Origin of the sequence: Erwinia sp. S43 (genome assembly GCF_016624745.1) — a bacterium.
GTDB classification, from domain to species: domain Bacteria; phylum Pseudomonadota; class Gammaproteobacteria; order Enterobacterales; family Enterobacteriaceae; genus Erwinia; species Erwinia coffeiphila.
Genome location: NZ_JACVTX010000004.1, coordinates 64,334 through 78,376, shown reverse-complemented (window position 1 = coordinate 78,376; position 14,043 = coordinate 64,334). Strand labels below are relative to the sequence as shown.

General features: G+C 54.3%; 17 protein-coding genes. 5 read left to right on the top strand and 12 right to left on the bottom strand.

All coding sequences use genetic code 11. The features are described 5' to 3' along the window. Positions 1–8 precede the first annotated feature (8 nt). From pagP to tatE, 5 genes are all read left to right on the top strand, one after another. Entirely contained in the window at positions 9–578 is a 570-nt protein-coding gene (pagP, locus tag IBT47_RS06615; RefSeq protein WP_105591172.1) for a lipid IV(A) palmitoyltransferase PagP, read from the top strand. A 150-nt stretch (positions 579–728) separates the two neighbouring features. Beyond that, entirely contained in the window at positions 729–938 is a 210-nt protein-coding gene (gene cspE, locus IBT47_RS06610) for a transcription antiterminator/RNA stability regulator CspE (protein WP_004156612.1), read from the top strand. A gap of 479 nt (positions 939–1,417) precedes the next feature. Further along, positions 1,418–1,843 carry a GNAT family N-acetyltransferase gene (locus tag IBT47_RS06605; RefSeq protein WP_200559846.1) on the top strand — a complete coding sequence of 142 codons (426 nt, stop codon included), beginning with the start codon at positions 1,418–1,420 and terminating at the stop codon, positions 1,841–1,843. Positions 1,844–1,846: 3 nt separating this feature from the next. After that, positions 1,847–2,647, top strand: a complete 801-nt coding sequence (locus IBT47_RS06600; RefSeq protein WP_200559845.1) for a deaminated glutathione amidase — start codon at positions 1,847–1,849, stop codon at positions 2,645–2,647. Positions 2,648–2,753: 106 nt separating this feature from the next. Beyond that, on the top strand, positions 2,754–2,957 hold the full coding sequence (tatE, locus tag IBT47_RS06595; RefSeq protein WP_200559844.1) for a twin-arginine translocase subunit TatE: 204 nt from the start codon (positions 2,754–2,756) through the stop codon (positions 2,955–2,957). Between the two features lie 65 nt (positions 2,958–3,022). Here the strand turns inward: tatE and lipA are convergent, their stop codons facing one another. The 12 genes from lipA to lptE form a co-directional block, all read right to left on the bottom strand. After that, positions 3,023–3,988, bottom strand: a complete 966-nt coding sequence (gene lipA, locus IBT47_RS06590; RefSeq protein ID WP_105591027.1) for a lipoyl synthase — start codon at positions 3,986–3,988, stop codon at positions 3,023–3,025. A 225-nt stretch (positions 3,989–4,213) separates the two neighbouring features. Beyond that, positions 4,214–4,882, bottom strand: coding sequence for a lipoyl(octanoyl) transferase LipB (gene lipB / locus IBT47_RS06585; protein WP_105591028.1), 669 nt, complete (start codon positions 4,880–4,882; stop codon positions 4,214–4,216). 84 nt (positions 4,883–4,966) lie between these two features. Beyond that, complete coding sequence (gene ybeD / locus IBT47_RS06580; RefSeq protein WP_105591029.1) at positions 4,967–5,230, bottom strand: DUF493 family protein YbeD; 264 nt, start codon at positions 5,228–5,230, stop codon at positions 4,967–4,969. Positions 5,231–5,387: 157 nt separating this feature from the next. Beyond that, positions 5,388–6,599 carry a D-alanyl-D-alanine carboxypeptidase DacA gene (dacA, locus tag IBT47_RS06575; protein WP_105591030.1) on the bottom strand — a complete coding sequence of 404 codons (1,212 nt, stop codon included), beginning with the start codon at positions 6,597–6,599 and terminating at the stop codon, positions 5,388–5,390. 98 nt (positions 6,600–6,697) lie between these two features. Then, positions 6,698–7,834: an endolytic peptidoglycan transglycosylase RlpA gene (gene rlpA, locus IBT47_RS06570; RefSeq protein ID WP_200559843.1), complete on the bottom strand. Its 1,137-nt coding sequence runs from the start codon at positions 7,832–7,834 to the stop codon at positions 6,698–6,700. Positions 7,835–7,845: 11 nt separating this feature from the next. Then, on the bottom strand, positions 7,846–8,958 hold the full coding sequence (gene mrdB / locus IBT47_RS06565; RefSeq protein ID WP_105591032.1) for a peptidoglycan glycosyltransferase MrdB: 1,113 nt from the start codon (positions 8,956–8,958) through the stop codon (positions 7,846–7,848). Between the two features lie 5 nt (positions 8,959–8,963). Next, the gene (gene mrdA, locus IBT47_RS06560) at positions 8,964–10,868 is read right to left on the bottom strand and encodes a peptidoglycan DD-transpeptidase MrdA (RefSeq protein ID WP_105591033.1); all 1,905 of its coding nucleotides are present in this window, start codon (positions 10,866–10,868) and stop codon (positions 8,964–8,966) included. A 33-nt stretch (positions 10,869–10,901) separates the two neighbouring features. Continuing rightward, positions 10,902–11,372 carry a 23S rRNA (pseudouridine(1915)-N(3))-methyltransferase RlmH gene (rlmH, locus tag IBT47_RS06555; protein WP_105591034.1) on the bottom strand — a complete coding sequence of 157 codons (471 nt, stop codon included), beginning with the start codon at positions 11,370–11,372 and terminating at the stop codon, positions 10,902–10,904. 3 nt (positions 11,373–11,375) lie between these two features. Beyond that, complete coding sequence (gene rsfS, locus IBT47_RS06550) at positions 11,376–11,693, bottom strand: ribosome silencing factor (protein ID WP_105591035.1); 318 nt, start codon at positions 11,691–11,693, stop codon at positions 11,376–11,378. A 49-nt stretch (positions 11,694–11,742) separates the two neighbouring features. After that, entirely contained in the window at positions 11,743–12,423 is a 681-nt protein-coding gene (gene nadD, locus IBT47_RS06545; RefSeq protein WP_200559842.1) for a nicotinate-nucleotide adenylyltransferase, read from the bottom strand. Next, positions 12,416–13,447 (bottom strand): DNA polymerase III subunit delta, encoded by a 1,032-nt coding sequence (gene holA / locus IBT47_RS06540; protein WP_200547367.1) that lies wholly within the window; start codon positions 13,445–13,447, stop codon positions 12,416–12,418. Before holA ends, nadD begins: the two co-directional genes overlap by 8 nt. Continuing rightward, complete coding sequence (gene lptE, locus IBT47_RS06535; RefSeq protein WP_105591038.1) at positions 13,444–14,040, bottom strand: LPS assembly lipoprotein LptE; 597 nt, start codon at positions 14,038–14,040, stop codon at positions 13,444–13,446. The genes holA and lptE overlap by 4 nt, the downstream gene beginning before the upstream one ends. Positions 14,041–14,043: the final 3 nt, after the last annotated feature.

Genomic DNA, 14,043 nt, shown 5'->3' with positions numbered 1-14,043 from the left:
GAATTATTATGGCAAGCCTGAAAAAATATCTTTTTTTACTGTTGCTGAATGGCCTTCTTTCAGCAGGCGCACAGGCCTCTAAGTTGAACGATGCAGTAGCGGAAGGATGGCAATCTTTAACTGATAACCTCAGTCAGACATGGAACGATCCGCAGACTGTAGACCTTTACATTCCTGCTATCACCTGGCATAACCGCTGGACCTATGACAAAGAGAAAACCGATCGTTATAACGAGCGTCCATGGGGTGCGGGCTTTGGAGTCAGCCACTACAACGAACAGGGTAACTGGAACGGTCTCTACGTGATGGCATTCAAAGATTCCTATAACAAGTGGGAGCCTATAGGGGGTTACGGGTGGGAAAAAACATGGCGGCCGCTGGCCGATGATAACTTCCATCTGGGGGCCGGCTTCACCGCGGGGGTGACAATGCGCGACAACTGGAATTATATTCCTATCCCAGTGGTATTGCCCCTTGCATCAATAGGTTATGGTCCTGCATCATTTCAGATGACCTATATTCCCGGTACCTACAATAACGGCAATGTTTATTTTGCCTGGCTACGCTGGCAGTTTTAATGGAAGAAAAGTGCGAAAAAAATGAGTGATGTTAAAAAAAGGCGATATTTATCACTTTTTCATCATTGTCTACTGGACAAAAGCCTTCGCAATTGCTGTACTAGATACCGACACAGTTTAGTGTCCATTTTTCATGTAAAGGTAATATAGATGTCTAAGATCAAAGGTAGCGTTAAGTGGTTTAATGAGTCCAAGGGATTCGGTTTCATTACTCCTGAAGATGGTAGCAAAGACGTGTTCGTACACTTCTCTGCCATCCAGAGCAATGGTTTCAAAACTCTGGCTGAAGGTCAGCGCGTAGAGTTCGAAATCACCAACGGTGCCAAAGGCCCATCTGCTGCTAACGTTGCCGCTATTTAAGTTATCAGACAGAATTTTTAAAACCCGCTTCGTGAGGCGGGTTTTTTTTCGCCTGAAGATCGTGGTTTGAGATAAAACCGACGTTCTGAGCGTGCTAACGCTGGCCCGGCACAGGGGATAAGCCGGACCGCTGTACTCTAACGTGAGAAAAATAGCAGCAGCCAGGCCACTGCTGCTGAACAGGCCAGTAGCATAGCAAGACTTTCAATTGGGGTACGGGGAAGCCAGTTCATCTTGAGTACCTCTTACAGTGGGATGAGCTGAGTCTGCCGAAAGATTATTAAGGAAACATTAATCGGGCGTCCTGCCTGCTGACAAATTCCATCCGTTTCACTTAGGATTACACTTATCAGCATTTGTAACATTAGGCTGTGATCTGGCCCCTTGCGGGGAGGGCCGGGCTGAGGCTATAAACAATGACAGGTTTTTTTCTGTTAGCGTTTATCGTATTAACAGCTGGCTTAGTCTGGAGAGTGTGGATGAATATTCGTCTTGCCGAACCAAAAGATGCTTTTGCCCTGAGTGCGCTGCTGGCGGAGCTGGGTTATGAGGGTACTGCTCCGTTTATTGAGCGGCGGCTGGCGCAACTGATCGCAGATGACACCGAGCGTTTGCTGATGGCTGAACAGGGTAATACGGTGCTGGGATTCCTGTCGCTGCATTTTATCCCTCAGCTGGCGCTGGCGGGGGATTTTGCCCGTATCAGCTATTTTTGCATCGCCGAAGGTGAACGAAGCAAAGGGGCGGGGCAGCATCTGCTGGCGTATGCAGAACAACTGGCCCGCGATCGCGGCTGTGACCGAATGGAGGTTCACTGCCATGAGCGCCGCGAAAAAGCCAACGCCTTCTATCTGCGCGAAGGGTTCACAGAGTCACCGCGCTACCACGTTAAGGAGCTGGGCTGAACGATGAAAGTTGCCGCCGGGCAGTTTGCCGTACGCCGCGAATGGCAGGAAAACGCGGAGATTTGTATCGGGCTGATGCATGATGCCGTGGGTGAAGGGGCGAGTCTGCTGGTACTGCCAGAAGCCGTACTGGCTCGGGACAACGACAACCCTGACTGGGGTGTGCGCTCGGCACAGCCGCTGGACGGACCGTTTGTTAACCAGCTGCTCTCCGCCAGCCAGCAAAATACGCTCACGACGATACTCACGCTGCACGTGCCTGATGGTGAAGGTCGGGTGTTTAATACGCTTATCGCTATTCGGTGCGGCGAGATTATCGCCCGCTATAACAAGCTGCATCTGTACGATGCTTTTGCCATGCAGGAGTCCCGCAACGTGAGTGCGGGTGATGAGCTGCCGCCGCTGATTGATGTCGAGGGCATCAAGGTCGGGCTGATGACCTGCTACGATTTGCGTTTCCCTGAGATGGCACGGCGGCTGGTGCTGGACGGTGCTTCGCTGCTGGTACTACCCGCAGCGTGGGTAAGAGGCCCGCATAAAGAGATGCACTGGGAAGTTCTGGTCACTGCCAGGGCGCTGGAAAATACCTGCTACGTGCTTGCAGTCGGGGAGTGCGGCCCACGCAATATTGGCAACAGTCTGCTGGTTGATCCACTCGGTATTGCCACAGTCAGGGCAGCTGAGGTTCCCGCTCTGCTAACGGCAGAAGTAGACCCGCAACGGATTGTGGCCGTGCGACAGGCGCTGCCGGTGTTGGCTAATCGACGTTTTGCCCCGCCGGAACTGGCCGTTAAAAATCGCTGACGGATCGTATCCTGTTACAGATTGCTGCTGCACCCGTGCCGTTTTCCCGCGTTAAAATCAGCTGATACGGGGACTTTCCCCACTGCTTAACGCAAAGAAGGTAGATATGGAAGGTTTAAGTATCGGCAAACTGCTGATTGTTGGCGCGCTTATCGTCCTGCTTTTCGGTACCAATAAATTGCGCACGCTGGGCGGTGATTTAGGTGCTGCCATTAAGGGGTTTAAAAAAGCGATGAGCGACGATGACACCGCCGCGAAGCAATCCGTGCCTGAAGATAAACCGGCCGAACAGCAAACTCGTAAAGAGTGAGCAGGAATCAGGCGAAAAAAAACGGATGGCTGGGTCATCCGTTTTTTTATGCATGCAGCGCGGAATTACTTCACTTCCAGCCCTTTGGCCTGCATATCTGCATGATAAGAAGAACGTACAAACGGACCACAGGCTGCATGGGTGAAGCCCATATCCATGGCTGCGGCCTTCATTTCATCAAACTCAGCCGGGCTGACGTAGCGCTGTACCGGCAGGTGGTGACGGCTTGGCTGCAGATACTGGCCCAGCGTTAACATGGTGACGCCGTGGCGACGCAGATCGCGCATCACTTCAACGATTTCTTCGTTAGTTTCGCCCAGTCCGACCATCAGGCCTGATTTGGTTGGGATATTCGGGTGCGCTTCTTTAAAGCGCTCCAGCAGTTTCAGTGACCACTCATAGTTTGCGCCCGGGCGCACCTGGCGGTAAACGCGCGGCACATTCTCAAGGTTGTGGTTGAAGACGTCAGGCGGGGACGCGTTAAGGATTTCCAGCGCACGGTCCATACGACCACGGAAGTCCGGTACCAGAGTTTCAATTTTAATGTTCGGGCTCTTCTCACGAATGGCGGTGATGCAGTCGGCGAAGTGCTGAGCACCACCGTCGCGCAGGTCATCACGGTCAACGGAAGTAATCACCACATAACGCAATGCCATATCCGCGATGGTTTGCGCCAGTTTACCCGGCTCGTTGCTGTCGGGAGTGACAGGACGGCCGTGGGCAACGTCGCAGAACGGGCAGCGGCGGGTACAGATGGCACCAAGGATCATAAAGGTCGCGGTACCGTGGTTAAAACATTCAGCAAGGTTTGGGCAGGAAGCCTCTTCGCAGACGGAATGCAGACCATTTTTACGCATTGCGGCTTTAATGCCCTGAATACGGCTGGAATCTGCTGGGAGTTTGATTTTCATCCACTCTGGCTTACGCAGTATTTCAGTACGCTCGGTCATCACGGTTTTTACCGGGATCAACGCCATTTTGTCTGCATCGCGGTATTTAACACCGCGTTCCATCAGAATCGGTTTACTCATAGTCTTGCTAGTTCCAGGTTGGATTGCGGCGAAATTACCCGCTAAACACTAAATGAGTTTGTGGTACACCCTTTTAACTATCGGACATCAGCCTGTCTGACCGTCTGCTCCAACGTAAAATTGTATGGGTGAATTCAACTTTTTTTGAAAAAGCATAAAAATTATATCATCTCTCGTTTACAGAAACAGCACTGCCAGTGCGAGAAAGCGTTACAGAATTGTAAATCAGAGCGCACATTTTAGCGGTAAATCGCACTCTTTGCTCCACTGCACGTCGGTAATTGCCAGCTGGCGTGCAAAATTGTCGATCAGCAGCGGCTGAACGGATGCCAGCGTGACCTCAGGACGCAGCGCGTGAATGTGCGTCATCTCCAGGCCGGCATAGCCGCAGGGATTGATGCGCAGAAACGGCGCGAGGTCCATATCAATATTCAATGCCAGGCCGTGAAACGAACAGCCGTTGCGAATACGCAGACCCAGTGAGCAAATTTTTTTGTTGTCGACGTAAACACCGGGAGCATCGGGGCGCGCGCTGGCGGTAATGCCGAGTTGGGCGAGAGTGGTGATAATCGTCTCTTCCAGCGCGGTGACCAACTGGCGAACGCCCACTTTGCGGCGCTTAAGATTAATCATCACATACATCACCTGCTGACCCGGACCGTGATAGGTTACCTGGCCGCCACGATCGCTTTGCATCACCGGAATATCCCCCGGCATCAGCAGATGTTCAGTTTTCCCGGCCTGGCCCTGAGTAAAAACCGCCGGGTGTTCCACCAGCCAGACTTCATCAGGCGTGGCTTCGCTGCGCTGGTCGGTAAACTGATGCATGGCTTGAGAGACAGGTGCCCAGGGCTGAAGACCCAGCTGGCGAATAATCAGAGTATCAGGAGACAAAACGCACGATCCGGTTAGAAAAGCAGAAGTGCAGTATAGCGCTGGTGCAGGGCAAGAACCAGTATGCCCGCACCAGATATGGGGTTACAGCACCATCCTAACAATTTCTATTTTGCCCAGCTCTTCGTACAGCGTTTCAACCTGCTCGATGTGCGTGGCGGTAATGGTAATAGAAACGGAATGGAAGTTTCCTTTGCTGCTCGGTTTAACGTCCGGAGAGTAGTCGCCCGGCGCGTGACGTTGCACGACTTCAACCACTTGATCGACCAGCTCTGGCTGTGCCAGCCCCATTACTTTGTAGGTAAAAGAGGTAGGGAATTCGAGCAGATCTTTAAGATTGGTTTTCATATGGACTCCGGTAACACATACAAGGAACCCCGTCGCTGCGGGAGTTCACAGATACTAACAATATGGGGATTATACGGGATAATTTCAAGAGACAGACGTGTGGCCAACATGCTCTCTTGCAGGGACCGATCGGCGATCGGTCCCTTCGTGTGCGGAATTAACCGAACCAGTGATGGAACATCAGTTTGATGTAGTCCACGATACGACCGAAGAAACCGCCTTCCGGCACTTCGTTCAGGACCACCAGCGGGTGCTGTTCAATGGTTTTGCCATCCAGCTGGAAGTTGATGCTGCCTACGACCTGATTTTTCTGCAATGGCGCATGCAGTTCGGTATTGCTCAGCGTGTAGCTGGCTTTCAGATCTTTCATCCGTCCGCGTGGGATCGTCAGATAGACATCGTTTTCCACGCCCAGCTGTACGCGATCGCTGTTACCAAACCAGACCGGCTCAGAAGCAAACTCTTTGCCAGCTTTCAACGGTGCCACGGTTTCAAAGAAGCGGAAGCCCCAGGTCAGCAGCTTTTTACTTTCGGTTTCACGACCTTTATAGGTACGTCCACCCATCACTGCAGAGATCAGACGCATCTGGCCTTCGGTCGCGGAGGCCACCAGGTTATAGCCCGCCGCGTCGGTATGACCGGTTTTGATTCCGTCAACGTTCAGGCTGGTATCCCACAGCAGACCGTTACGGTTCATCTGGCGGATGTTGTTAAAGGTGAACTCTTTCTCGTGGTAAACCGCATACTCATCCGGCACATCGCGGATCAGCGCGCGACCGATCAGCGCCATATCACGTGGAGAGCTGTACTGACCTTCCGCATCCAGACCGTGTACCGTCTGGAAGTGGGTATTTTGCAGGCCGAGTGCCTTGACGTAGTTATTCATCAGACCAACGAACGCATCCTGGCTACCGGCAACATAGTCGGCCATTGCCACGCAGGCGTCGTTACCTGATTGCAGCACGATACCACGGGTCAGCTGGGAAACCGGCACGCGGTCACCGGGCTTGAGGAACATCAAAGAAGAGCCTTTGAACACCGGATTGCCGGTTGCCCACGCATCTTTACCGACGGTAACGATATCGTCCTGATGGATTTTACCTGCTTTGACTGCCTGGCCAATAACGTAGCTGGTCATCATCTTAGTCAGGCTGGCTGGATCGCGCCGGGTATCGGCATTTTTCTCTGCCAGAACTTTACCGGAGTTATAGTCGATCAGGACATAAGCTTCAGCATCAATTTCCGGCACGCCCGGGATCATGGTTTTAATGTTTACGTCATCGGCATAGGCGACAACGTTGAGGCTGAGGGCGATCAGCGATCCTACCGTCAGGCGTTTGATCAGTCGAGAAGAGGTGAAATTGCTCATGTTAAGAACGACAACATCCTGGATAAGTTAAAAAAAGTGACTCACTATAGCAAAATCCTCTGACAGCGACCCGCGCTAAATCAACGGGTCGGGCAGAATCACATTGCATTTGGTGCGACGGTAATAAACGACTGCTGGTTGGCTTCATTTGCCAGCCGCTGCTGCAATGCAGCAGCCTGCTGGCGGGAACTGAAACGGCCCAGCTGAACGCGATAAACATTGCCACGGCTGTCGACCGAGCCGCGGACGCCAAACTGTTTGCCCAGGCTGTTAGCCAACTGCTGGGCGCGGGTGCCGTCGCTCAGCGCGCCCACCTGCACCACATAATTTCCGCTGCCGGATGCTGGCTGCGACTGGGGCTGCGAGACTGCCGCTGCGGCAACAATGGCCGGTGGTGCTGAAGACGTTGATGAGGCGACAGGCGTGCTGACCGGCTCGCTACCTTCAAGTACGCCGCTACGTAACGGCTGAGCGGCACCGAGGAAGCCACCGCTGCGTACCGGCGCACCAATGTTGTCATCGCTGCTCAATGTACTGTTATCGACCGCGCGGACATTTTGCTGCTCAGCCTGCTCCGCCGGAGCAGCATAGGTCTGAGGCTGTGACATTGCGGCACCACCGCCCATAGTCAGTCCTGCACCAATGTCAGGGCGAGCGGGCAGGGCGTAACTTTGTTTTGCTACTGTAGTACCGATTGTACCAGGGCCAGAGAGCGTACCGTCAGGAGCAACGGCAATATAGTCGAGGCGTACCCGAGTATTGTTGGAGGTATTCAGCCGATCGGCTGCTGCCCGCGACAGGTCGATAATCCTGTCTGGCGTATAGGGGCCACGATCGTTAACCCGTACCACAATCATCCGGCCATTTGCCAGGTTGGTTACGCGAACGTAGCTCGGCAGCGGCAGCGTGGGATGCGCAGCCGTCAAAGCGTTAGGGTCAAAAATCTCACCGATAGCCGTGCGATTGCCACCGACTTCTTCACCGTATGAGGTGGCCAGGCCGACCTGGCTAAAGTTGGAGGGGTCCTTGATGACTTTGTAGGTCTTGCCATTCACCGAGTAATCCTGGCTGGTGCCTGGATTGATCGGCTCATAGCGTGGTTCTGCTCCGCCAATTTCCACCACCGGTCCGTTGTAAGTCTGCTGCTGCGGGGCCGGGGCCTGCTGCTCTGTATCAGTGGTGCAGGCTGCCAGCATGGCTGATGCCAGGGCAATCCAAAGCCAATCCTTACGCATGTCTATGCCTCTTAAACGCTCTTCGACAACAGTTTTCGATGGGTGTGAATCGACATAATGATCCCAAACCCGGCCATCAATACTATCAGGGCTGAACCACCGTAGCTTACCAGCGGTAACGGCACCCCTACCACCGGTAAAATACCGCTGACCATGCCAATATTAACAAAAACATAGACAAAGAAGATCAGCATTAATCCTCCGGCCATCACGCGACCAAACGTAGTCTGCGCACGAGCCGCCATCATTAGCCCTCGCATGATCAGCAGCACGTAGAGTATAAGCAGGATCAGCACGCCGACCAGTCCCAGTTCTTCCGCCAGTACGGCAAAAATAAAGTCGGTGTGGCGTTCGGGCAGAAATTCCAGCTGTGACTGTGTGCCGTGCAGCCAGCCTTTACCGCGCAGGCCACCGGAGCCGATGGCAATTTTGGACTGAATAATATGGTAGCCGGCGCCAAGCGGATCGCTTTCCGGGTCAAGCAGCATCATTACGCGATCGCGCTGATAATCATGCATCAGGAAGAACCAGAGTACCGGAATAAAGGCCGCCACCAGAATTACGGCAACGGCAATCAGGCGCCAGCTCATCCCGGACAGGAACAGCACAAACAGTCCGGAAGCGGCAATCAGAATGGATGTACCGAGGTCTGGCTGAGCGGCAACCAGCAGCGTGGGCATAAAGATCAGCACCAGCGCGATGGCGGTATTCTTCAGCGTAGGTGGGCAGACGTCACGGTTAATAAACCTTGCCACCATCAGCGGCACGGCAATTTTCGCAATTTCAGAAGGCTGAAAACGCACAATTCCCAAATCCAGCCAGCGCTGTGCACCCTTACTGATATGGCCGAAAGCATCCACGGCAATCAGCAATACGACACAGACAATGTAAAGATAGGGGGCCCAGCCTTCGTAGACGCGCGGTGGGATCTGCGCCATCACCAGCATCACCAGGATGCCCATGGCGATTTGGCCAATTTTACGCTCCATCATGCCCGGGTCCTGGCCGCTGGCGCTCCACATCACCAGCGCACTGTAAATCAGCAGCGCGGCAATGATCAGGCAAAATGTCGGATCAATATGGATTCGGGTCCAGATTGACTGTTTCTGACGGCTATCGTTCATACCGGTTATTCACCTTCATAGCCCGGCGGCGTAGGCGCAGCGTCAGGCAGGTTGGTATTGTTATCGCCCAAAATAATATGATCGAGGATCTGGCGCATGATCGTACCGACGGCCGGGCCTGCGCCACCGTTCTCCAGGATCATCGCAACCGCAACGCGGGGATGATCGTACGGCGCAAAGGCGGTCATCAGCTTGTGGTCGCGCAGACGTTCGGTCAGCTTATGGGCGTTATAAGTTTCATTGGCTTTCAGGCCGAATACCTGGGCAGTACCTGATTTAGCGGCGATTTTATACGGCGCATCTTCAAAGCTTTTACGCGCGGTTCCGTTTGGCCGGTTTGCCACGCCGTACATGCCGTCTTTGGCAATTTCCCAGTAACCGGTATGAATATCGGCGATCGGCGCCGCCGCAGGTTGACGCCACGGGATTTTGGTTTCGCCCTGCATGGTGTCCATCATCAGATGCGGCGTTTTAATCACACCGTCATTAATCAGGATCATCAGTGCTTTGTTCATCTGTACCGGCGTTGCAGTCCAGTATCCCTGGCCGATCCCCACCGGAATAGTGTCACCCTGGTACCACGGCTTTTTAAAGCGCTTCATTTTCCAGTCGCGCGTTGGCATGTTGCCCGGTGTCTCTTCCACCAGGTCAATGCCGCTGAGGTGACCGTAACCGAATTTGCTCATCCATTCGCTCAGCCGGTCGATGCCCATATCGTAGGCCACCTGGTAGAAGAAGGTATCCGCCGACTCTTCCAGAGACTTGGTGACGTTCAGGCGGCCATGGCCCCAGCGCTTCCAGTCACGGAAGCGTTTTTCAGAACCCGGCAGCTGCCACCAACCGGGATCAAACAGGCTGGTGTTGCGAGTAATGACGCCTGCCGTCAGCGCAGAAACGGCAATATACGGCTTCACTGTGGAAGCCGGGGGATAGGCCCCCTGGGTAGCACGGTTGATCAGTGGACGGTTTTCATCATGCAGCAGGCTGTTGTAGTCCTTGCTGGAGATACCGTCAACAAACAGGTTCGGGTCATAGCTTGGCATGGAAACCATCGCCAGCAGCTCACCGTTACGTGGATCGGACACCACCACCGCCGCACGGCTTCCCGCCAGCAGCGTTTCTATGTACTGCTGCAGCTTGAGGTCGATAGTCAGATGTATATCACGACCGGCCTGCGGAGACTGCTCATGAAGCTGGCGGATTACCCGGCCACGGTTGTTAACTTCCACCTCTTCGTAGCCGGTTTTCCCATGCAGGACGTCTTCGTAGTAGCGTTCGATCCCCAGCTTGCCGATATCGTGGGTGGCGGCGTAGTTTGGCCATTTGCCTTCTTTATCCAGTCGCTCAACGTCGCGGTCGTTGATCTTGGAGACGTAGCCGAGCACGTGGGTCAGTGCCGATCCGTACGGATAGTAGCGGCGCTGATAGCCTTTGACTTCTACGCCTGGGAAGCGGTACTGGTTAACGGCAAATCGCGCAACCTGAACATCGTTCAGACCGGTTTTCAGTGCGATAGAGGTGAAGCGGCGCGAGCGTTTACGTTCTTTCTGGAAGGCTTCGATATCTTCGTCGGTCAGATCGACGATCGGTTTCAACTCCTGCAGCGTTTGCGGCAGGTTGTCGACTTTTTCCGGCACCAGCTCAATTTGATAGATGGTGCGGTTTAGCGCCAGCGGAATGCCATTTCGGTCATAAATTATGCCGCGGCTTGGCGCGACGGGCACCAGCTTGATACGGTTTTCGTTAGAGCGGGTGCTGTAATCTTCAAAGCGGACGATTTGCAGGTGGTAAAGGTTGACCACCAGCACACCGGAGAGCACAAGAATGCCCAAAAATGCGATAAGCGCCCGCCGAACAAACAGCGTCTGTTCGGCGGTATAGTCACGAAAGGAGTTACGTTGTAATTTCATCCGCTGCTTTGTCTGTCCGGTTAACCCAGTTCGTTATTCACGATGATAGGGGTGATTCGCAGTAATGCTCCATGCACGATACAAACTCTCTGCAACCAAAACGCGTACCAGCGGATGGGGCAGGGTCAGCGCCGAGAGTGACCAGCTTTGTTCCGCCGCAGCCTTGCAGGCGGGTGACAGGCCTTCCGGACCACCGATCAGCAGGCTGACATCACGCCCGTCCTGCTTCCAGCGTTCCAGCTGACTGGCGAGCTGTGGGGTTTCCCACGGCTGGCCGGGTATATCCAGCGTCACGATGCGGTTGCCTTTTCCGGTAGCGGCCAACATCATCTCGCCTTCTTTTTCCAGAATACGTTTGATATCGGCATTCTTACCGCGTTTCCCGGCAGGGACTTCGACCAGTTCGAACGGCATATCTTTCGGAAAGCGCCGCAGATATTCCATAAATCCCGTCTGTACCCAGTCGGGCATTTTTGTGCCGACGGCAACCAGCTGCAGCTTCACGGCTTAACTCCAGAGCTTTTCCAGTTCGTAGAGCTTGCGGCTCTCTTCCTGCATGACATGAACAATAATTTCACCCAGATCGACAACAACCCAATCGGCGGCGGCGCGGCCATCTACGCTAAACGGGCGCAGACCTGCCAGGCGGGCTTCCTGCACAACGTGTTCCGCAATTGAAACCACGTGACGGGTCGAAGTACCGGTGCAGATAACCATGCAGTCGGTGATGCTGGATTTGCCCTGGACGTCGATAGCGACAATGTCCTGGCCTTTCAGATCGTCGATTTTATCAATGACGAAGTCTTGGAGTGCTTTACCTTGCAAAAGGTTCCCCCTTGGGATTGAGTTCGTGTTGGGCTGATGCCCCAAAAAATTAGCGGCGCAGTATAGCATGCGGATTTGGGTTCCGATATAAACCCTCGTGCGCGATAAATTCGCTGACTGACGGCGGCAGCAGGTCGGCATCAGGATGGCCCTGATGAAGGCGATCGCGGATCTCGGTTGCAGAGATTGACACCAGTGGCGTTTCAGCCAGAAAAACTTTACCGGCAGGCTGCTGGTGCAGTTCTTCAGGCCGTTTGGCCAGATTCTTCTCAAGCCACTGCTGCTGTTCCGGCGTGGTCATTTCCCTGCTGTATCCCGGGCGCTGGCATACCAGCAGGTGACACAGCGACAGGAGATCCTGCCAGCGATGCCACTTGTGCAGGGTGAGCAGCGAATCCTGGCCGATAATAAACGCCAGTGGCTGCTTCACTCCGCGTTCCTGGCGAAGCTCGTCCAGCGTATCAACCGTGAACGAGGGCGTATTGCGCTGCATTTCCCGCAGATCGAGATCGAACAGCGGATTGTCCGCAATTGCCAGCCTGACCATTTCGATTCGCTGTGCCGGAGAGGCTTCCGGCTGTGGGCGATGGGGTGGCACGTTGTTCGGCAGTAGCGTCACGGTATGCAAACCGGCCAGCGCCGCCAGGGCTTCAACGGGTTTCAGATGTCCGTAGTGAATCGGGTCAAACGTGCCGCCATAAAGGGCATGAAGCTCTGTTTTATCAGACATCGCAGAAGCTCGCCGGGAAGGCCGGATGGCAAAGGAGCAGCGCCAGCATTTCCAGTTCTGACCATACGGACTGGCCGTAATCCTGCTTGAGCGTCAGTTCAATGCGCGCCAGCAGATGAATGCCCTGGGTCAGGGTCGCTGATGACAGCCGCTGTAGCGCCTCGCTGAACAGCGTTCTGCGGTTCTGCCACACGCGATGCTGATCGAACAGCGTACGCATCGGTGTGTGGGCCATCTGGCGCTTAAGCGTCGCCAGCAGCAACAGATCGCGCTGCAGGGTGCGCAGCAGGATCACCGGTTCGCTATCTTCATTGCGCATCTGGCGCAAAATATGAAGTGCGCGCTTACTTTTTCCGGCCAGCAGAGCGTCAACCCAGTGGTAAGGGGTGAAATGTGCCGAGTCGCTGACCGCCTGCTCAACCCTAGGCAGCGTCAGTTTCCCGTCCGGCCAGAGCAACGACAGTCGTTCAAGCGCCTGTGAAAGCGCCAGCAGATTTCCTTCATAGCAGTAACACAGCAGCTGGCTGGCGGCATCGTCTAACGTCAGCTGCATTTTTTTCGCCCGTGCACTGACCCAGCGAGGCAGCTGTGCCTGCTCCGGTGTCTGGCAGGGGATAGTGGCACCCTGGCTGCTCAACGCCTTATACCAGGCACTGTTTTCCTGCGCTTTGGTCAGTTTAGCCGCGCGAAGGATCAGCAGGATATCGCTGTGCAGCAAGCCAGATAGGGTGAGTAGCTGCTCGTTCATCGCTGCGTTAGGGCCATTTTCCGGCAGGATCAGTAACAGCGTCTGGCGGGAAGAAAACAGGCTGAGTTCCTGGCAGAGTGCGAAAATTGACTGCCAGTCGGTGCTGGCATCCAGCGTGGCACTATGATGTTCGGTAAAGCCCTGCAGCTGGGCGGCATCACGGATAGCATCCTGTGATTCCTGCAGCAGCAGCGGCTCATTACCGCTTAATAAGTAGCAGGCGCGCAGCCCCTCACGGAGCTGCGCGCCTAGCTGTTCAGGGTAAATCCTGATCATCGGGTGTAGGAATCGTCCGACACTGCATTGTCAGAATGCAGGTGATCGACTGAAGATGGCGTACGATCCAGCGTATTGATCGATGAATCGTTCTCTGCCGCATGCACCGTCAGCAGTTTACGCACCAGCTGCTGTGATGCCTGAGTACGCATTTCACTAATGATAATCTGCTGTTCAGAATCTTTTGCCAGTGCGGCCAGCGGGTTATCAAAGAATGAACGATAAACGGTGGTGCTGATCGGGTAGATGCCTTTATTCGGCACCAGTACCTGAGCGCTCACGACCATCATCATTGAGTATTCAGCCGTTTTACCATCCTGGAAGATCGACGCGGTATCGCGATTGATACGCTCGCCCTGAAGACGTAACGATGGCACATCGGTATTTTTATCCGTGCTATCCAGAATCTTCACATCATTCAGGCGCAGCTGTTCACGCACTGAACGAGCCAGCGGACCATAAGGATCGGACGAATCCAACACCAGCGTTTTCATCTCAGCAGGTACAGAGGTCGTACCGCGAAGATGGTAGCCACAACCGGCGGTGATCAACACCGCCAGGCCAACAAGCAGAGAGACTATCGGATGTCGCACAAT